Raw genomic sequence first — 19,152 nt, forward strand, 5'->3', positions numbered from 1 at the left:
AGCCGGGGCGGCGCGGCATCACTTGCCGATCAGGACGTCGCTGGCCTTGACCAGCACCGTGACCGTGTCGCCCGTCGCGAGCGCGAGGTCGGCGATTGCCTCCTCGGTGATGTTGGCAGTGACGACGTTGCCGCCGCCGATATCGACCTTGATCGAGCCATTCACCGCACCCGGCGTGATCGAGACGATGGTGCCGGAGATCTGATTGCGTGCGCTGATCTTCATGAACGTGCTCCTGTTGAGAAATCGCCGTTTAGCAACGACTTGGTCAGCTCGCTACGGCATCCAACACGACGACCGAAACGGCTGACGTGCCAAGCAGGTCGGCGATCGTTTCGCCGGACGACAGCGCGGTATCCGCCCACCAGTCGCTGGCATTGACCTCGTCGACGTAACGTCCGGCGCTGCGCAGGGCCGTTACGCACCGCACCGCCATGCCGTCATGCACACGGTTAAATGCGATGACGTGCTCGGCTCGTGTACCCGTTACGGCGATCGGTTCGTACGAGCCGCCCGCGAACAGCGCTGGATACTGGCGCCGTAGCGCCAGCAGGCGACCGATTAACGCTCCCTTCGGATCGGACCCAGTCGCGAGCATTTCCCGGCGCGCCGCATAGTCCACCGGCCGCCGGTTATCCGGATCGACCAGGCTCAAATCGTCGGTCTCGGTGCCTTGATACAGGTCGGGAACGCCCGGAACGGTGTAACGCAATGCTACCTGCGCGAGGCTGTTGGCCTCCGCTGCCGGCGCGACGAGATCGACGAACGCCGTGATGTCGCCGAGGAACGCCGCCGACCGCTCTACGTCGAGAAGCGCCCGCGCCAGATCGTGACAGCGGGTCTCGTACGCTTCGTCCGGCGCCTCCCAGGACGACCGGAGCTTGGCTTCGCGCAACGCCTTTTCCTGCCACGCGACGATCCGCTCGGCATACTCCGAAAGGGCCTCGGCGTCCGGCGCGCGAAGGTTCGTCGGCCATGCGCCGAACAACGTCTGGAGCAGCATATAGGTGTCGGCGGGATCGACGCCTTCCGCATAGGGGTCAGCCAATTCGAGCCAATGCTCCGCACGCGAACGCCAAAGATCGGGTATCTCGCTGAGCACCGCGAGCCGCGCGCGGACGTCCTCGCCGCGCTTGTGGTCGTGCGTCGCGGTGGCGAGCATGGCGGACGGCCAGTCCCGAGCGCGCTCGATCATCGCGGCGTGGAAGGCGTCGATATCGAGCGACATACGCGCGGCGTCGAACCCGACGTCGTTGCGCGAGAGCAGACGGCCATAGCGGTAGAACGCGGTGTCCTCGACCGCCTTCGCCGCGATCGGCGCGGAGAGTTGCTGGAATTTGCGAACCGCTTCGGCGGCGAGTGCGACGTCGCCTGGCCCCTCGCCTGCCAACCAACCCAGTATCCGGTCGACGACCGCGCCTTCGCCGGGCGGGACGAACTCTGCAACCCGCTGGCGGACGGTGTCGCGGATCCTGGCGTCTGCGAGCGGCGCCGCTTCGCCCGTTCCATAGGTCCGATACACCGGGAAGACCCAGAGCAGCCGTTCGATCGCGCGGTGGAGCATGCCCCTCGTCAGTCCATCGCAGTCGGGTGTCGAGCGGGCCAGCGCCACGAACGCCTCGACACATCGGCGGTGCTGCGCATCGAACTGCCACGCGAGCAATTCCTGCCGCGCGCGCAGTTCCTCGGGCGCGAAGCCGGCAGAGCGGCCGCTTATGTCGGCCCAGAGTTCGGCTAGCGGTTCTGCACCACCGGGCGCGTGGAGCAAGGCGGTGACCTGCTCCATGAAGTCGTACCCGCTGGTACCGTCGACGCCCCAGTCGGTGCTGAGCGGTTCACCGTCGGCGAGGATCTTCTCGATGACGATGTAGGCGGGCCCAGCCGGTGCGCCAACGGGGCGCTCGATCGCGTCGAGGCGAGCCCGGAGTTGCTGGCAATAGCCGGCCGGGTCGGTCAGGCCGTCGACGTGGTCGACGCGGACGCCGTCGATCAGGCCCTCGGCGTAGAGGCGGAAATACAGCGCGTGCGTGGCGTCGAACACGATGGGGTCTTCGGCGCGGAGGCCGGCGAGGTCGTTGATCGTGAAGAACCGCCGCCAGTTGAGTTCGTCGTTCGCCACGCGCCACGAGGCGAGGCGGTAATGCTGGTGGCCGATCAGCGCGGCGATGTCGTCCGTCGCAGCGCTGGCCTGATCCTCGTCGCGGAGGGGCAAGCGGTGTTCGCCATATGCTTCGAGGACGTAGCGGCCGTCGACCTGCTCGACCTTGAGCGCGCCGCTCGCGATCGTTTCGGCAAGCGGATCGCCGAGGATCGGGAGGACGAGCTTCTCGCGCCAGTCGATATCGAAGTAGCGCGCGAATTCGCTGGCTTCACCGTGTGTTAGGACTTCATTCCACCACCCGTTCTCACCACCGGCTACGCCCATGTGGTTGGGGACGATGTCGATGATGACGCCCATGTCGCGGGCGCGCAAAGCTGCAACCAAGCTCCGGAACGCGGGTTCGCCGCCAAGTTCCGGATTGATCCGGGTAGGGTCGACGACGTCGTAGCCGTGGGTCGACCCGCTGCGGGCGGTGGTGATCGGCGAGGCGTAGAGGTGGCTGATCCCGAGTTCGTCCAGATACGGCACCAGCGCTTCGGCATCGGCGAAGGTGAAATCCCTGTGGAACTGGAAGCGGTAGGTTGCGCGCGGCGTGGTGGAGGGAGTCATGTGGGTCTCGTGGCGTTGAGCGTGTCGATGCGAGCGGCGACTTCGGGGCGGGCGAGCAGCGCCTCGGTCGTGTCGGGCATGCGGCGGCGCCAGTTGGGGTGCTCGTCGATCGTGCCGGGGAGGTTGGGTTGCTCGACCAACCCGGCGAGGTCTTCGATCGGGATAATGGCGAGCGCGCAGGGCGTGCTGGCGACATGGGCAACGGCAGCGTCCACGACCGGATCGGTGTCTTCGGGGGTGGGCTGTTCGGTGCCGGTGTCGAATGCAGCCCAGAGCGCGACGCGGTCCTCGGCGCGAGTGGCGAGGTCCGTGGGTTTGTCGGCGGCTTCCGACTTACGTCCGAGGTCCCACGTCCAGTCGATATCGCGGCCGCTCCACCAGCCAGCGACGGTGGCAAGGTCGTGCGTACCGGTCATCGCTACCGCGTCGGGCGACCATTTGGCGGGCGGCACGAAGCCGCCCGCGTCGCGCTCGAACCACAACACCCGCATACCGAGCATGGCGCGCGCGTCCATCGCCTCGCGGAAGCCATCGGGGACGGTGCCGAGGTCTTCGCCGATGACGATGGCCTTGGCACGCTGCGATTCCATCGCGATGATCCGCATCAGGTCTTCGAACGGCATGTCGAGATAGGCGCCCTCAGCGGCCGACGCGCCTTCGGGAACGACCCAGAGGCGGCGGAGGCCGAACGCGTGGTCGATGCGGATGCCTCCGGCGTGCGCGAGCGCCGCGCGGATCGTCGCGATGAAGGGAGCGAAGGCAGTATCGCGCAGCGCTTGCGGATCGAACCCGGTGATGCCCCAGGTTTGCCCGTCCGGCCCGAGCGGATCGGGCGGCGCGCCGATCGAGAGGCCTGTCAGCAAGTCGCTGCGCCGGCTCCAGCCGTGGCTGCCGCCGGGGTCCATACCGACGGCGAGATCGGCGATGAGGCCGATCGCCATGCCGGAATCCTTGGCAGCCATCTGCGCAGCGTCGAGGTCGTGGCGGGCTAGCCATTGGAGGAAGATGTAGAACGTGACGTCGTCCGCATGCTGCGCGACGAAGCGGCGGACGGTAGGGCTGGCGGGATCGTGATACTCGGCGGGCCATTGCTGCCAGCCGCGTGCGCGGGTGGTCGCGAAGAAGTGCGCGTGGAGGGCGTCGAACTCGGCATGGCGTTCGAGGTCGTCACCACCTTGCCGCCTGAAGGTCGTCAGGGTTTCTTCATTCTGTGAAAGCGCTTGATCGAAGCTCTTGCGTAGTCGTGCGAGCTTCTCGGGAATCGCGGCGTGCCAGTCGATCAGTTCGGGAAAGTCGCGGCTGTCGGATTGTGCACCGAATGCCGCCGGGTCGCCGTAGAGCCCGTTGAGGAATTGCCGGCTCGAGGGTGCGTAGGGGCTGTATCGGCTGGCGTCGGCGGGGAACAGCGCGTGGGTGGGGCTGATCGCGAGGGCATCGGCGCCGCGTTGGCCGAAGGCTCGGGCGGCATCGGCTAGCGAAACGAAGTCGCCGAACGCCTTCGGCGCGTCGGTGCGGAGGCTCGGGATCTGGACGGCGGGCGCCCAGAGTTTGCGGCCGGGTAGCGCGTCGGCGATCGTGTAGCAGCGGCGGGGCGCGACGAGAATGTCGACGACTTCGCCATTGATTTCAATCTTGTGGTAGCCGCTTTTGCTTATCGGACTAAACTCGCCATCATCGACTGTGACGGAGCGCGTCGTACCGTCTTCGAACGTAAATTCGGCTCTGCCTGATACTTTCGATGTCAGCCGGATCGGGTCTCCCACATCGACGGACAAGAAGCGGACGCCTCGCGCATCTCGCGCTTCGATCGCGGCGAGGCTTTCGGCGATCTGCTTTTCACTTCCGGACGGATGGACGAGACGATCCAGGATTGCCTGTAACGCGTGGTCGGCGACGGTCTGGCGACGACCGGCTGCGTCCTGCCATTCGGGTTGCAGGCTGGCCGCGACCGCGAGTGTTCGGAGGCTGCTCATCGATCCAGCCAGACTGCCACGCTGGCAGCCTCCCCCGGTTCGCCCTCGGCGAAGATTGGCGAAGCCTTTATTGCAGGAAAATCAACGACATCGTCACCGATGTTGAGCGCAATTGTCAGGATTGCGCCGTCACCCATTTTCCAGCGCGCAACGACCGCCCCCTCGCCGATAGCCTCGGCACCAATTGCAGTCGTGTCGCGCAGGCGAGGGATGATCTGCTCGTGTCGGATCTTGAGCAGAGTACGGTACAGGTCCTGCCACTCGGCCGCATCAGCGCCGGGCCGCGCTCGCGATTGCAGGAAGGTTTCATGCGCGTTTGGGTCGGGGATTGCCTCGCGTGCTTCGGGGTCGGCGAAGGCGGCGAACTTGGCGAATTCCTTGCGCCGACCTTCGCGCACCGCGTCGGCGAGGTCGTCGTGGAAGTCGGTGAAGAACAGGAACGGGCTTTCACTGCCGTGGTCGTCGCCAATGAACAGCAGCGGGATCTGTGGGCCGAGCAGCAGCAACGCGGTGGCGGCGCGGAGCTTCTGGCGGTCGGCGAGCAGCGTCAGGCGTTCGCCCATCGCGCGGTTGCCGATCTGGTCGTGGTTCTGGAGGAACGCGACGAATGCAGTCGGCGACAAATGCGCGCTGGGTTTGCCGCGGGGCTTGCCGTCGTGGTTGGTGGAGCCTTCGCCCTGGTAGATGAAGCCTTCGCCCAAGCAACGCGCGAGGCGGTCGGCGGGGCGGTCGGCGAAGTCGGCGTAATAGGCGCTGGTCTCGCCGGTGAGCAGGACGTGGAGGACGTTGTGGAAGTCGTCGTTCCACTGCGCGTCGAACGCGGCGGGGTGGAGACGGTCGGCGTCGTTGCCTTCGTTTTCGAGAACGAGGTGGATGTGGCGGCCTTTAGTCTTCTCGCGCAGTTCGGCGGCCATCGCGTCGAGAAAGGCGTCGTTCTCGATCGCGTGGACCGCGTCGAAGCGGAGGCCGTCGAACTTGTACTCGTTCAGCCACATCAGCGCGTTGTCGACAAAATAGCGGTGGACCGGCGCCTGGTCGACCGCGACCGCACCACCCCAGGGAGTGTCGACTTCGGGGTGGAAGAAGCCCTTTGCATAGGCGCCGAGGTAGTTTCCGTCGGGGCCGAAGTGATTGTAGACCACGTCGAGGAATACGGCCAAACCGAGTTCGTGCGCGCGGTCGACCAGTGCTTTCAGGTCGTCGGGGGTGCCGTAGCTCTCTGCGGGAGCGTAGGGGAGCACGCCGTCATAGCCCCAGTTGCGCGTGCCGCCGAATGCGTTGACGGGCATGAGTTCGATTGCCGTGACGCCGAGTTCGGCGATCGCCGGGAGGTGGTCCGCGACGCCTGCGAAACCGCCGAGCGTGCCGACATGGACCTCCTGGATGACCATCTCTTCCCATGGTCGGCCGCGCCAGTCCTGGGTGCACCAGGCGTGGGCTTGGTCGACAACCACGCTCCACCCATGGACGCCGCCGTCCTGTGCACGCGAAGCCGGGTCAGGAACGGTCAGATCGTCCGCCAGCCGGAATCGATACCGAGCACCGGCGCCGACCGGAGCTTTCGCGCTGAACCATCCCTTCGGTTCGGGGGTCATCTGAATCGTGCCACCATCGGCGATTTTGAGCGTCACCGCATCGCGGTCAGGTGCCCAGAGACGGAAGACCGTCCCGTCATCGGCGAGCGTCGGTCCCCAGGTCATGCCGCTGCGATCGTCCAGGAGAGTAGCGCCGCGCCCTGTTGCGGCAGTTCGTAGCTGTCCTTGATTAAAGTCGCACCCTGCTCCGGCTTGCTGCTGTCGATCAGCACGGTGCGTTCGACGTCAGCCGGGGGTGGCATGTGGAACGTCAGCGGACCTTCTGACGCGTTAAGCAGCAGCGAGATGACCTGAACTTCGCCCGACTCCCGCTCGCACGCGCGGCGCATCACCAGCGCACGGCCGTTGGTGTTGTCCCAGTCCTCAGACGTGAGCTGCAAGCCACGCTCGTCCCACCATTCGATGTCCTTCAGCCCCTCGGCCGGCGTGTCCTCGCCGTAGAGGAAGTTGCCGGCGCGGAGCATCGGGTAGTCGCGGCGGAGGGCGATCAGGCGCGCGGTGAAGTCGATCAGCGCGTCGCCCTCGGGGGACTTGGCCTTGTTCCAGTCCAGCCAGCTGATCTCGTTGTCCTGGCAGTATGCGTTGTTGTTGCCGTTCTGCGTACGGCCGAACTCGTCGCCCGCGACCAGCATCGGCGTGCCAAGCGAGGCGAACAACGTCGTCAGCATCGAGCGCATCACGCGCGACCGTGTCTCGAGGATCGCGGGGTCTTCGGTCGGGCCCTCGACGCCCCAGTTGCGCGAGCAATTGTTCGAGTGGCCGTCGTTATTGTCCTCGCCGTTCGCCTCGTTGTGGCGCTCTTCGTAGGCGACGGTGTCGGCGAGCGTGTAGCCGTCATGCGCGCCGAGCAGGTTGACGCTCGCCCAAGGCCGGCGTGCGCGGCGATCGAACAGGTCGGCGGAGCCGGTCAGGCGCGCGGCAAGGTCGGCGCGCTGCGCATGATCGCCGCGCCAGAACTTCCGCACGGTGTCGCGGTACTTGTCGTTCCACTCGGCGAAACCGGGGGGGAAGTTGCCGAGCTGGTAGCCGCCGGGGCCGATGTCCCAGGGCTCGGTGATGAGCTTCAGCTTGCCGAGTACCGGGTCCTGACGGAGCACGTCGAAGAATCCTGCGCCGGGATCGAAGCCGGTATCCGTCCGGCCCAGCGTCAGGCCGAGATCGAAGCGGAAGCCGTCGATGCCGAAGCTGGTCGCCCAGTAACGGAGCGAATCCGCGACCATCTGGATGACGCGGGCCTTGGTGAGGTTCAACGTGTTGCCGGTGCCGGTATCGTTGATCGAATAGCGCGGGTCGTCCTTGACGAGGCGGTAATAGCTCGCGTTGTCGAGGCCGCGCCAGGAGAGCGTCGGGCCTTGCTCCGAGCCTTCGCAGGTGTGGTTGTAGACGACGTCGAGGATGACCTCGATCCCGGCCGCATGCAGACGGCGGATCGAGCGGCGGAGTTCGTCGTGGCTGTCGGTCGCGAAGAACGAGCGCTCGGGCGTGAAGAAGTTGAGGGTGTTGTAGCCCCAATAATTGCGCAGGCCCTTCTCCTGGAGAAAGCGGTCCTGGATATAGGTGTGGATCGGCAGCAGCTCGATCGCGGTGACGCCGAGGCGCTTGAGGTGATCGATGACCTTGGGGTTGCCGAGCGCCGCGAAGGTGCCGCGCTCGGAGGGCTGGACCTCCTCGAACAGCTTGGTCAGGCCCTTGGTATGCGCCTCGTAGATCACCGTCTCGGACCAGGGCGTGTTAGGGCGCACGTCGCGCGACCAGTCGAAATGGCTGTCGGTCACGACGCCCTTGGGCATCGTCAGCGCGCTGTCGCGCTTGTCGAAGCTCAGGTCGGCGCGCGGTGACTTGACCTGGTAGCCGTACATCGCGTCGGTCCAGCGGAGTTCGCCGATCATCTGCTTGGCATAAGGGTCGAGCAGCAGCTTGTTCGGGTTGAAGCGGTGGCCTTCCTCGGGCGCGTACCGGCCATGCGCGCGATAGCCGTAGACGAGGCCCGGCTGCGCGTCGGGGAGGTAGCCGTGCCAAACTTCGTCGGTCCATTCGGGCAGCGGATAGCGTTTCAGCTCACGGCGGCCGGTCTCGTCATAGACGCAGAGCTCGATCTTCTCGGCATTGGCGGAATAGACCGCAAAGTTGACGCCGAGGCCGTCGAAGGTCGCGCCGAGGGGATAGGCCGAGCCGGCGTCGAGCGTGTCGGGCAGTAGATGCAATGCGAGGACCCTTTTCGTATCGTAATCGTCGCTGCGGGCGCGGCTTTATCGCGGTGCAGCATTCCTTGCCGTGAAACCCGCCCGCCCGTTCCTATGTTCCGCCAGCAGCAGCGAGTTTTCGCCGCACCTTCTCACAGATCAAGGGACATGCGCATGCCTTCCACCATCCGATCGATCGCCGCATGAGCGGGCCGAAACTGTTCGAGCCGCTCCAGGTCGGCAACCTGACGCTCGCCAACCGGATCGTGATCGCGCCGATGTGCCAGTATTCGGCGACCAACGGCTGCATGAACGACTGGCACCAGATCCATCTGGGGCAGCTCGCGCTGTCGGGCGCGGCGCTGCTGACGATCGAGGCAAGCGCGGTGCTGCCCGAGGGGCGGATCACGTACGGCGACGTCGGGCTGTACGACGACGCGACCGAGGCGGCGATGGCGGGCGTGATCGAGAGCGTGCGGCGCTGGTCGGACATGCCGATCGCGATCCAGTTGTCGCACGCCGGGCGGAAAGCGTCGTGCGAGGTGCCGTGGAAGGGCGGACTCCAGATCGCACCAGGCGAGCCGAACGGGTGGCAGACCGAGGGGCCCTCGACGGTACCGTTCCTGCCCGAGGAGAACGCGCCGGTCGCGCTCGACGCCGAAGGGTTGGCGCGGGTGCGCGCTGCGTTCGTGGCGGCGACGGTGCGCGCGGCGCGGCTCGGGATCGACGCGGTGCAGTTGCATGCGGCGCATGGGTATCTGCTGCACGAGTTCCTGTCGCCGCTGTCGAACCGGCGCGAGGACCAGTATGGCGGCAGTCTGGAGAACCGGATGCGCTTCCCGCTCGAGGTGTATGACGCGGTTCGGGCTGCGTTTCCGGCCGAGCGTGCGGTGACGATGCGCGTGTCGGGGACCGACTGGGCCGAGGGCGGCTGGGACTCCGACCAGACGGTGGCGTTTGCGAAGGCTCTGGAGGCGCGCGGGTGCAGTGCGATCCACGTGTCCAGCGGTGGGATCACGCCCGAGCAGCAGATCCCGGTCGGGCCGAGCTATCAGGTGCCGCTCGCGCGGGCGGTGAAGCAGGCGGTGTCGATCCCGGTCGTCGCGGTCGGGCTGATCACCGATTTCGAGCAGGCCGAGGCGATCGTCGGGACGGGCGATGCGGACATGATCGCGCTGGCTCGGACGATCCTGTACGATCCGCGCTGGCCTTGGCATGCGGCGGCGCATCTTGGGGGTAAGGTGAAGGCGCCGAAGCAGTATCTCCGGTCGCAGCCGCGGCAGTTTAAGGACTTGTTCGAGGGGTAAGGGCAACCTCCCCCTCCCAACTCCGTCATCCCCGCGGAGGCGGGGACCCATACCCTCGGACTTCGCAATTTATCACGACGGCCAGCCAGTATGGGTCCCCGCCTCCGCGGGGATGACGGTTAAAGGTGAGGCTTACCCCGCCACCGTCATCACTGAGCCCGAATCCACCCGGATATCCGCACCGTTGATGAAGCTGGCCCGCTGCGAGCACAGGAACACAATCGCCGACGCGACCTCTTCCGCCGTCCCGCGACGCTTGAGCGTCATGCCGGGCCGCTCCTCCTCGAGAAACGTCTCGATCGCCTCGTCGAAACTCGTCCCCTTCTCGTCGGCGCGCTTCTGCATCATCTTGTCGGTCATCGGCGTCGCGATGAAGGCGGGCGACACGGTGTTCACCAGTACGTTGTCGCAGCCGTAAGCCTTCGACAGCCCCTTCGACAGGCTGGAGATGCCCGCCTTCGACGCGCAATAGGCGAGTTCGTCGACATAGGGCTGTACCGCATCCTCCGAGCTCATCAGCACGATGCGGCCCCATTTGGCGGCGCGCATCGCCGGGATCGCTTCGCGGCAGACGCGGACGGCGCCCATCAGGTTGATGTCGATCGTTGACCGCCAGCCAGCATCGTCGACGTCGAGGAAGTCGCCGGTCGCGCCGGTCACGCCTGCGCAGTTGACCAGGATGTCGGGTTCGCCGAGCTGCTCGCGAACCTTGTCGAACAGCGCCTTCACGTCGTCGAGCTTGGTCAGATCCGCCTCAACCGCGATCACCTCGCCGTGCGCCTTGAGGTCTTCGACACTCGCGTCGAGGTCGCCGCCGGGTTGGTCGGTGATCGCCACGCGGACGCCTTCCTGGAGCAGCATCCGGGCGGTTTCCTTGCCCATGCCGCTGTCCGCGCCGGTGATGAGCGCGATCTTGCCTGTGATATCGAGGTTCATGCTGTCGTCCTTACGTCAGTGGAAAAGGTCATGCCCATTCGCGCGGACCATCGCTGTCGAGCGCACGGTCGAGGTAGAAGGCCGCGCTGATCAGCGCCAAATGACTGAAGCCTTGCGGAAAATTGCCGAGGAAGCTGCCGTCCTGCGCGATCTCCTCGGCGAACAGGCCGAGATGGTTGCCATGCGCGAGCAGCTTCTCGAAGTTCAGCCGCGCCTCGTCGAGCCGTCCGGCCCGCGCGAGGCATTCGACGTACCAGAACGAGCAGGCGACGAACGTACCCTCCTGCCCCGGCAGGCCGTCGTCGATCCGGTAGCGATAGACCTGCCCGTCGTCGGACAGGTCGTCGCCGATCGCCTCCAGCGTCGCGAGCCACTTCGGATCGGTCGCGCCGACGAAGCGGACCAGCGGCATCATCAGTAGCGCGCCGTCGACCGCCAGATCCTCCGGCGCATCGCCGATCGCCCGCACGAAGCGGCCAAGATCGTCGTTCCAGAAGTTCGCCCAGATATCGTCGTGGATCGCCGTCCGCGTCTCCGACCAACGGACCAGCGGCGCGGGCAGCGAACGCTTCTGCGCGAGCCGCACCGCGCGATCGACTGCGACCCAGCTCATCAGCCGCGAGTGGAGATAATGCTTCTTCGGCCCGCGGACCTCCCAGATCCCCGAGTCCGGCGTGTCCCACGTCTCGCAGACCTGATCGACGATCCGGCCGATCGCGACCCAGGAATCATGCGCGATCGGCTCGCCATATTTGCTGCCGAGATAGGTCGCGTCGAGCAGCGCGCCGTAGATGTCGTGCTGCGTCTGGTCCTTCGCCTCGTTGCCGACGACGATCGGGGTCGCGCCCTCGAACCCGGCGAGGTCGAGCTTGCGTTCGTCGGCGATCTCGCCGCCGTCGAGCGCATACATCACGCCGAGATGCCCCTTCGAGCACGCCTGCGCGCGGTCCATCGCCCAGTGGAGGAAGCCGACTGCTTCGCCTTGGTACCCCAGCCGGAGCAGCGCATAGACAGTGAAAGAGGAATCGCGGATCCACGTCGCGCGGTAATCCCAGTTGCGCACGCCGCCATGCGCTTCGGGCAGGCCAAACGTCGCGGCGGCGGCGATCGAGCCGTGCTTGCGCGACGTGAGCAGCTTGAGCGCCATCGCCGAGCGCTCGACCGTCTCGCGCCAGCGGCCGCGGTAGCGCGACTTGCGGCTCCATGCGCGCCAATAGGCGACGTCCTTCTCGACGATCGCGTCGAGCGCTTCGGTATCGAGCGAGACGTCGTCGGGATTGCTGAGGATCAGCGAGACGGTGTCGCCTTCGTTCAGATGGATCTCCGCGGTCAGGTCGCAACCGTCCGCGACGAGCGTCGCTGCGCCGTGGACCGCGAGTGCGAGACCGCTTTCGTGATCGAACCGCCCTCGCGATACGTCCGCCTGGGCGGTCGTCACGGAGGCAGAGCGTCCCATCACGCCATAATCGAACCGCGGCGCACAGCGGACGCGAACCGTCGCCGATCCGCGCGTGCAGGTGAGCCGGCGGATCAGTCGCGATGGCGTGTCGTCCGCAGTGTCCCCGACCGGCATGAGGTCGACCAGATCGACGCTCGCCGCGTTCGCCATCCAACGGGTCAGCAGGATGTTGGTCTCGGGCAGGTACATCTGGACGATGTTCGCGTCGGGCAGATCGGGCTCGACCGAGAAATGCCCGCCCTGTTCGCCATCAAGCAACCGCGCGAACACCGACGCGGTGTCGAGGCACGGCCAGCAGAGATAGTCGATCGTGCCCGCCGTATCGACCAGCGCGATCGTCTCCAGATTACCGATCGCGCCGTGGTCCGCGATCGATATGCCATGCTTATCCATTATCGCGGAAGCCGGGATACAGGCTCATGCCGCCATCGATGGTGAGCGTCGATCCGACGATATAGTCCGCGGCGTCCGACACGAGAAACAGGGCCGCACGGGCCACGTCCTCGGGGTCGCCGATGCGGCCGTAGGGGATCAGTTCGAGCATCTTGTCCTGGTCGGCGGTCGCATCCTCGTTAATCTCGGTAGCGATCGCGCCGGGGGCGATGCCGTTCACGCGGATGCGGTCGCCGGCGATCTCCTGCGCGAGCGTCCGCATCAGCATCCCGCTGCCGCCCTTAGACGCGGCGTAGTTCGCATGGCCCGCCCAAGGGATGACCTCGTGCACCGAACTCATGAACAGGATCTTTCCGATCGATCGGCTGACACCGCGGTCGCCCTGCTTGCGGAACCGCCGCACGGCTTCGCGCGAGACGAGGAACTGGCCGGTCAGGTTGACGTCGATGACGCGCTTCCAGTCCTCCAGCGTAAGGTCGGCATAGGCCGCGTCCTTCTGCATGCCGGCGTTGGCGAAGACGATGTCGACGCCGCCGAAACGCTCGACCGTCTCGTCGAACAGCTTCAGCACCGCCGCCTCGTCCGACGTATCCGCCTCGCAGGCGAAAGCCTCGCCACCCGCCTGCTCGATCGCCTCGACCACCTCGCGCGCCTTGTCCGCGCTGCTGTTGTAGTTGACCGCAACCTTCGCGCCGGCCTTGGCGAAGGCGATGGCGGAGGCGCGGCCGAGACCGGAACTCGCGCCGGTGACGATCGCGGCCTGTCCTGTCAGGTCGATGTGCATGGCTGGTCTTTCGCTGGGGATTGTCGCGGCTTAACGCGCGCCCTCCGGCATTTCTCCCTGCTCACGCCCTCCCCCCGCAATCTTGCTGATCTGCATTAAGTCGCCATTTCCGGTGCAACTCTTAGCCCGCCCCGCGCGCTGTGGGTCCTGAGAAGCTACGAGGACGGCACATGACCAAGACCATCGCCAAGGATACCGGCACGCCCCCGCAGGGCGCCAAGTTTGAGACGCAGATCGGCGAAGGCGGCGAACTCCACCAGGTCGCCAGCGGTGACGGCGACGTGCTGACGACGCAGCAGGGCATCCCGGTATTCGACGACCAGAATTCGCTGAAGGTCGGTGATCGCGGGCCGACGCTGCTCGAGGATTTCCACTTCCGCGAGAAGATCTTCCACTTCGATCACGAGCGTATCCCGGAGCGCGTCGTCCACGCCCGCGGCTACGGCGCGCACGGCACTTTCACGCTCACTGAGAGCCTGGAGGAATTCACTAGTGCCGGCATCCTGACCGAAGTTGGCGAGCAGACGCCGATGTTCCTGCGTTTCTCGACGGTCGCGGGCAACAAGGGCTCGGCGGATCTGGCGCGCGACGTGCGTGGCTTCGCGGTGAAGTTCTACACCAAGGAAGGCAATTGGGATGTCGTCGGGAACAACATACCGGTGTTCTTCATCCAGGACGCGATCAAGTTCCCTGACCTGATCCATGCCGCCAAGCAGGAGCCCGACCGCGGCTTCCCGCAGGCGCAGACCGCGCATGACAATTTCTGGGACTTTATCAGCCTGACCCCGGAATCGATGCACATGGTCATGTGGATCATGTCCGACCGCACCATTCCGCGCGGCTTCCGCTTCGTGGAGGGTTTTGGCGTGCACACGTTCCGCCTCGTCAATGCCGAGGGCAAGGGAACCTACGTCAAGTTCCACTTCAAGCCGAAGCTCGGCCTCCAGTCGGTCGCGTGGAACGAGGCGGTCAAGATCAACGGCGCCGATCCCGACTTCCATCGTCGCGATCTGTGGGATTCGATCGACCAGGGCAATTTCCCCGAATGGGACATGGGCGTCCAGCTGTTCGACGACGAGTTCGCCGACAATTTCGAGTTCGACGTGCTCGATGCGACCAAGGTTATTCCCGAGGAGCAGATCCCGGTCCGCATCATCGGCAGCTTCAAGCTCGATCGCCTGGTCGACAATTTCTTCGCCGAGACCGAGCAAGTCGCGTTCTGCACGCAAAACGTCGTGCCGGGGATCGGCTTCACCAACGATCCGCTGCTGCAGGGGCGCAACTTCTCCTATCTCGATACGCAGCTGAAGCGCCTCGGCAGCCCGAACTTCACGCATATCCCGATCAATGCGCCGAAGATCCCGGTGAACAATTACCAGCAGGACGGCCACATGGCGATGCATGCCCGCAAGGGTCGTGCGAACTATGAGCCGAACAGCTGGGCTGGCACGCCGCGCGAAAGCCCATCGAAGGGCTACAAGCACTTCCCGTCGCAGGAGACGGGGCGCAAGGCGCAGGTGCGCTCGGCCACGTTTGCCGATCACTACAGCCAGGCGCGGCAGTTCTTCATCAGCCAGACCGAGATCGAGCAGAAGCACATCGGCGATGCGCTGACGTTCGAGCTGTCTAAGGTCGAGCGCGTCGACATCCGCGAATTGATGGTCGGGCATCTGCTCAACATCGACGAGAAGCTCGCAAAGACCGTCGCGACGGGTCTCGGGCTCAAGGCGATGCCACCAAAGGCGAAGGCTGCGGTCGAGACGCGTACCGATCTGCCCGCTTCGGATGCCCTCAGCATCCTGAAGAACACCAGCGGCAGCTTCGAAGGTCGCAAGCTCGGCATTCTTGTCACGGACGGTGCTCCGGCAGCAATCGTACAGGCTCTGGTCGACGGGATCGTCGCGGCGAAGGCCACGTACGAGATCATCGCGCCGAAGGTTGCGGGTGCGACGCTCGACGACGGGACGCTTGCGGAAGGCAAGCAGAAGATCGATGGCGCGCCGTCGGTGCTCTACGATGCCGTTGCGATCATCGTGTCGGAGGACGGTGCGAAGAAGCTCGGCAAGGACAAGACCGCCAAGGACTTCGTCAGCGACGCGTTCGGGCATGCCAAGTTCATTGGCTTCAACGCCGAGGCGAAGCCGTTCCTCGAAAAGGCCGGCATCGAGGACGAGGACATGGACGACGGCGTGATCGCGCTGGGCGACAAGGGGGATGTCGACGCGTTCCTCAAGACGCTCGGCAAGCTTCGCATCTGGGACCGCGAACTGAACGTCGACCTCGACGCGCCAGCGTTCGAAAACCCCGAGGCAGCTTGATCGCTTCGTTCAAACCCGGGTCGTCGCCACCGTACGCTCAGCGTGCGGTGGCGATCGCCATTCCGGTCAAGAACGAAGACCAGTATCTGCTTGGTTGCCTGGACGCTTTGGATCGTGCGGCGGGGCGCTACGGCGGCAAGGTCGTCATCGTCGCAATGGCGAACGACTGCACCGATGGCACGATCGATATCCTGACGAACTGGCGGCCGACGCATGCGACGCTCGCATGGTCGGCCGTTTCGCTTTTACCGGGTGCGCGTCACGCCGGTTGGGCCCGCCGCCTTGCGCTCGACGCTGGTGCAGCGCTGCTCACGCATCACACCGATCTCCTGCTGTCGACCGATGCGGACACGAACGTCTCCGCGGACTGGATCGTGCGGATCGTCGCGCATATCGACGCGGGCAACGACGCTGTGGCGGGTCGCGCGCTGACGCTTCGGTCCGACCGTGCGAGCCTTGGCGCCGCGGCACGACGGCGGCTCGATCAGCTCGGGCGCTATTATACCGCACTGGATTATCTCCGCGCGCGCGCCGAGACCGAAGACCATGATCCCTGGCCACGCCATTTCTATGAGGGTGGTGCCAGCATCGCGGTGACGCACGCTTTGTACCGGCGGATCGGTGGCGCCCCTACCCCACCCGTTGCGGAGGACCGCGCGCTGTTCGATCGGATCCGTGCGCATGGCGGACAGGTTCGGCACCCGCTCGACGTCCGCGTCTTCACGTCTTGCAGAATTTCAGGCCGCGCGCCGGGGGGCATGGCGGACGCGGTCGCGCGGTGGATCGATCAGCCGGTCGACGCGCCGCTCCACGAGACTTATGCAGTGACAGCGGCGCTAAATCCCGCCTCCGCGAACCCGGGCGACCAGCTCAGCTTCGCCACGTTGCCCGCGGCGATCCGCGAGGCGCAGACGCTGATCCGCCTAACCCGCGTCTTCCAGCCGCCAGAGGTCGAGCCGATACGCTTCGTGCCGATCGCCGCGAACCACCGCAACCCGGTCGCCGAGCGCAGCGTGCAGTTCGGCAACGGCGTCGTCCCCGCTTTTGGGATAGTCGGTCTCGCCGATCCAGTGGACCAGCATCACATACCCGCCTGACGCCGCCGCCGAGCGGACATACGCGGCCAGCCGGACGATGTCGGCGCTGTCCCAGTAATAGACCACCTCCGATAGCAGGATCAGGTCAAACGTCCCTGCGGGAGCGTCTTCGGGAAGTCGGCGCTGCTCGATGCGAATATGCGGCTGGTCCGCGCACCGCGCCCGTGCAGCCGCGACCGCGGTTTCCGACACGTCGAGCGCGAGCAACGCGCCGCAGCGCGCCCCGAGCCGCGCCGTCAGGACGCCGTTCGCGCAGCCGACTTCCAGCGCGCTCTCGAACCGCTCCTTCGGTAACGCGGCCAAGGTCTCGTCATACTTCGCCGCCTCGTACGGGCTAGTCTCGAACTCCCAGGGGTCGCCCTTGTCCTTGTAGAGCGCCTCGAAATACTCGGGCTCGATCGAGTGTTCACGGCGCATCGCGCGTCTCCAGCAACAGGGTGTTCGGCCGGTCCATCAGCCGCATCATCGCGTTGGGCAGCCGGAAGTTCTCGCGCGCACCGACGATCCGCCCGCCGCGCTGGCTCCGGTGGCACGCCATTGCGCGACGCTGTATGGGACGTCCGAATGCGGTGGCGATCGACAGCACGCGGGCGCCGCGCAGGCGCTCGGTCAGGTCGGGGACGGTCCAGCCCCAGACGAGATACTGCCAGAGACGGCAATGCGCGCGGCTCGCCACCGCCTCGGCGAGTGCGGCTGCCGCCTCGTGATCGCAATGCGGTTCGCCCGACCATGTCACGGCAATCTGGCGGACACCGCGAGCCTTGCACCAAGCGGCCAGTCGATCGACGCTGCGTTCGAACAGCGGATCGCCCTTCGACGCCGGCGACGCGTCGGGCCAATCGAGATAGAGCGCGTCCTGCTCGCCACCTAGGGCCCTCAACGCCGCTTGCGCCTCACCGCGCCTCAGCCCCGCGATCCGTTTTCCAGTCCAGCCCGGCGCATCGGGATGCGATCCAGAGCCATCGGTCAGGAACGCAGTATGAACCGTGCCGCCGGCCGCAGTTACCGAGGCGATGAACGCGCCGCAGCCGAGCGTCTCGTCATCGGGATGCGGCGCCAGCACAAGCCAGGGCCCCTGCCCCGCCGCAGTCCTGGCCGACATCCGAAGTGCGCGCCGCGTGAGATTGCTCCAGGCCTTGCCGCCCGGCGCTACCACCACCGATCGTCGCCCCAGCAATCATCTTCGAGCCACGCCGCCGCCGCCCGGTCGCGCGCCTGGTCCGGGACCGGCTGGCGCAGGTAGAGCCCCAGATCGCGCGTGATCCGGTCGATCCGGCTGGCCGCGAAGAACGATGCGGTGCCGACCGAGCGCGCCGCCGCCTCCATCGTCTTCAAGCCCGCCTCCTCTACGATACCGCGCGTCATCAGCACGAAAGGGATCGCTTCCGCCGCCTGCGTCTCCGCGAGATGTGCAGCGCGGCGAACCCATAGACCTGCACTGCGCGTTTCGGTCAGACACGTGGCGAACCGCGCGCGCTGGATCGCGTCGTCGCCCTTGCCGGTCGCAACGAGGTGATCGCGCAGATGCCGAACCAGCGCTTCGATCGCACCGAGCTGGACTGCGGTGAACCGCCACGCACCGGCACTGAACCGTGGTTCGGTCTCGTACACGTCGGACGCACCGATCATTCCCTCCGGACCGATCGGCATGCCGGAGAAATCGAAGAGTCCGCTGCACGTCCCGCGCATCCCGCGGACCTGCCACCCGCTATTGTCGGCGCGTGCGGTTTCGCCCGCAATCGGCACGAGCACGAGTTGCTTGCCGCCGGTCGCATCACGCGCGGTCACCAGGATTCGGTCGAGATGCCCCGCCCCCGTCGCGAAACTCTTGCGGCCGGCGAGCACCCAGCGGCCGGGCGCGGACTGCCGGATCGACAGGCCGGGGGTCGGCTCGGTATTCCAGACGCCGAACACGCGACCGGCTGCGAGATCGTCCGCCAAGGCCGCCCGCTGCGCATCGTCGCCGTACGCCGAGACGAGTTGGGCCGCATTCACATGGCCCTCGAATACGCGGCCAAGACTCAGGTCCGCGCCGCCGATCGCCCGCAACACGTCGACCAGCGCATCGGTCCGTGCCGGTGTCGATACGTCGATGAATTCGGCAAGCGCACCCGCAGCGTGCAACGCCGCAACGCGGTCCGCCGGAAACGATTCTTCGCCGTTGCTGCGATCCCAGTCCGCCGCGAGCGCGCGAACGCTTTCCAGGACGGTCCAACCCTTTGGATGAACGGGCGATTGTGCCGGCGATAGTCTGGTCAGTGGATCGATCCCCGCGCGCTGCGGACCGTGCGATACGGCCGCTGTGCGACTAGAACGCCGGACCGCCACGAGCGTTGCGTAAATCACCGCCGACAATGGTTAACCGCATCCGAATCCGTCCCGAACCTTTGGTTAACG

13 protein-coding genes and 1 pseudogene are annotated in these 19,152 nt (G+C 66.1%); 3 read left to right on the top strand and 11 right to left on the bottom strand.

Annotation, left to right across the window (positions count from 1 at the left end):
- Positions 1-18: 18 nt before the first annotated feature.
- The 5 genes from IFR23_RS12080 to glgX are packed head-to-tail and all read right to left on the bottom strand — an operon-like array spanning position 19 to position 8,482.
- A complete protein-coding gene (locus IFR23_RS12080) occupies positions 19-225 on the bottom strand; it encodes a TOBE domain-containing protein (RefSeq protein WP_192976138.1) in 207 nt (68 codons plus the stop codon).
- A gap of 43 nt (positions 226-268) precedes the next feature.
- The gene (gene treY, locus IFR23_RS12085; protein ID WP_192976139.1) at positions 269-2,710 is read right to left on the bottom strand and encodes a malto-oligosyltrehalose synthase; all 2,442 of its coding nucleotides are present in this window, start codon (positions 2,708-2,710) and stop codon (positions 269-271) included.
- Positions 2,707-4,683 carry a 4-alpha-glucanotransferase gene (malQ, locus tag IFR23_RS12090; RefSeq protein ID WP_192976140.1) on the bottom strand — a complete coding sequence of 659 codons (1,977 nt, stop codon included), beginning with the start codon at positions 4,681-4,683 and terminating at the stop codon, positions 2,707-2,709. Before malQ ends, treY begins: the two co-directional genes overlap by 4 nt.
- Positions 4,680-6,383, bottom strand: a complete 1,704-nt coding sequence (gene treZ / locus IFR23_RS12095; protein ID WP_192976141.1) for a malto-oligosyltrehalose trehalohydrolase — start codon at positions 6,381-6,383, stop codon at positions 4,680-4,682. Before treZ ends, malQ begins: the two co-directional genes overlap by 4 nt.
- Positions 6,380-8,482, bottom strand: a complete 2,103-nt coding sequence (gene glgX, locus IFR23_RS12100) for a glycogen debranching protein GlgX (protein ID WP_192976142.1) — start codon at positions 8,480-8,482, stop codon at positions 6,380-6,382. Before glgX ends, treZ begins: the two co-directional genes overlap by 4 nt.
- A 182-nt stretch (positions 8,483-8,664) precedes the next feature.
- Between glgX and IFR23_RS12105 the strand changes: the two genes are divergently transcribed.
- On the top strand, positions 8,665-9,768 hold the full coding sequence (locus IFR23_RS12105) for an NADH:flavin oxidoreductase/NADH oxidase (protein ID WP_192976143.1): 1,104 nt from the start codon (positions 8,665-8,667) through the stop codon (positions 9,766-9,768).
- 132 nt (positions 9,769-9,900) lie between these two features.
- On the opposite strand, the gene IFR23_RS12110 is transcribed toward IFR23_RS12105, so the two are convergent.
- Genes IFR23_RS12110 through IFR23_RS12120 form a run of 3 tightly spaced genes read right to left on the bottom strand, consistent with a single transcriptional unit; the run spans position 9,901 to position 13,340 of the window.
- On the bottom strand, positions 9,901-10,704 hold the full coding sequence (locus IFR23_RS12110; RefSeq protein WP_192976144.1) for an SDR family NAD(P)-dependent oxidoreductase: 804 nt from the start codon (positions 10,702-10,704) through the stop codon (positions 9,901-9,903).
- Between the two features lie 28 nt (positions 10,705-10,732).
- Complete coding sequence (locus tag IFR23_RS12115) at positions 10,733-12,556, bottom strand: glycoside hydrolase family 15 protein (protein ID WP_192976145.1); 1,824 nt, start codon at positions 12,554-12,556, stop codon at positions 10,733-10,735.
- Positions 12,549-13,340, bottom strand: coding sequence for a glucose 1-dehydrogenase (locus IFR23_RS12120; protein WP_192976146.1), 792 nt, complete (start codon positions 13,338-13,340; stop codon positions 12,549-12,551). The genes IFR23_RS12115 and IFR23_RS12120 overlap by 8 nt, the downstream gene beginning before the upstream one ends.
- A gap of 170 nt (positions 13,341-13,510) precedes the next feature.
- On the opposite strand from IFR23_RS12120, the gene IFR23_RS12125 reads away from it, so the two are divergent.
- On the top strand, positions 13,511-15,658 hold the full coding sequence (locus IFR23_RS12125; RefSeq protein ID WP_192976147.1) for a catalase: 2,148 nt from the start codon (positions 13,511-13,513) through the stop codon (positions 15,656-15,658).
- Positions 15,659-15,705: 47 nt separating this feature from the next.
- Positions 15,706-16,071 (top strand): annotated as a pseudogene (locus tag IFR23_RS20440) (glycosyltransferase); the annotation flags it as partial.
- Positions 16,072-16,581: 510 nt separating this feature from the next.
- On the opposite strand, the gene IFR23_RS12130 reads toward IFR23_RS20440, so the two are convergent.
- From IFR23_RS12130 to IFR23_RS12140, 3 genes are read right to left on the bottom strand one after another with little or no spacing between them, the layout of a single operon-like run.
- Positions 16,582-17,172 (bottom strand): SAM-dependent methyltransferase, encoded by a 591-nt coding sequence (locus IFR23_RS12130; protein ID WP_192976148.1) that lies wholly within the window; start codon positions 17,170-17,172, stop codon positions 16,582-16,584.
- On the bottom strand, positions 17,162-17,914 hold the full coding sequence (locus tag IFR23_RS12135; RefSeq protein WP_192976149.1) for a PIG-L family deacetylase: 753 nt from the start codon (positions 17,912-17,914) through the stop codon (positions 17,162-17,164). The genes IFR23_RS12130 and IFR23_RS12135 overlap by 11 nt, the downstream gene beginning before the upstream one ends.
- Positions 17,905-19,101, bottom strand: a complete 1,197-nt coding sequence (locus IFR23_RS12140; protein WP_192976150.1) for an acyl-CoA dehydrogenase — start codon at positions 19,099-19,101, stop codon at positions 17,905-17,907. Before IFR23_RS12140 ends, IFR23_RS12135 begins: the two co-directional genes overlap by 10 nt.
- Positions 19,102-19,152 lie beyond the last annotated feature (51 nt).

The organism is Sphingomonas sp. CFBP 13603 (genome assembly GCF_014892665.1).
Taxonomy (GTDB): domain Bacteria; phylum Pseudomonadota; class Alphaproteobacteria; order Sphingomonadales; family Sphingomonadaceae; genus Sphingomonas.

What these genes read in the sequence shown, in the direction of transcription:
- IFR23_RS12080 (WP_192976138.1), bottom strand. Translation starts at nt 225, where the DNA reads ATGAAGATCAGCGCACGCAATCAGATCTCCGGCACCATCGTCTCGATC.
- treY (WP_192976139.1), bottom strand. Translation starts at nt 2,710, where the DNA reads ATGACTCCCTCCACCACGCCGCGCGCAACCTACCGCTTCCAGTTCCAC.
- malQ (WP_192976140.1), bottom strand. Translation starts at nt 4,683, where the DNA reads ATGAGCAGCCTCCGAACACTCGCGGTCGCGGCCAGCCTGCAACCCGAA.
- treZ (WP_192976141.1), bottom strand. Translation starts at nt 6,383, where the DNA reads ATGACCTGGGGACCGACGCTCGCCGATGACGGGACGGTCTTCCGTCTC.
- IFR23_RS12105 (WP_192976143.1), top strand. Translation starts at nt 8,665, where the DNA reads ATGAGCGGGCCGAAACTGTTCGAGCCGCTCCAGGTCGGCAACCTGACG.
- IFR23_RS12110 (WP_192976144.1), bottom strand. Translation starts at nt 10,704, where the DNA reads ATGAACCTCGATATCACAGGCAAGATCGCGCTCATCACCGGCGCGGAC.
- IFR23_RS12115 (WP_192976145.1), bottom strand. Translation starts at nt 12,556, where the DNA reads ATGGATAAGCATGGCATATCGATCGCGGACCACGGCGCGATCGGTAAT.
- IFR23_RS12120 (WP_192976146.1), bottom strand. Translation starts at nt 13,340, where the DNA reads ATGCACATCGACCTGACAGGACAGGCCGCGATCGTCACCGGCGCGAGT.
- IFR23_RS12125 (WP_192976147.1), top strand. Translation starts at nt 13,511, where the DNA reads ATGACCAAGACCATCGCCAAGGATACCGGCACGCCCCCGCAGGGCGCC.
- IFR23_RS12130 (WP_192976148.1), bottom strand. Translation starts at nt 17,172, where the DNA reads ATGCGCCGTGAACACTCGATCGAGCCCGAGTATTTCGAGGCGCTCTAC.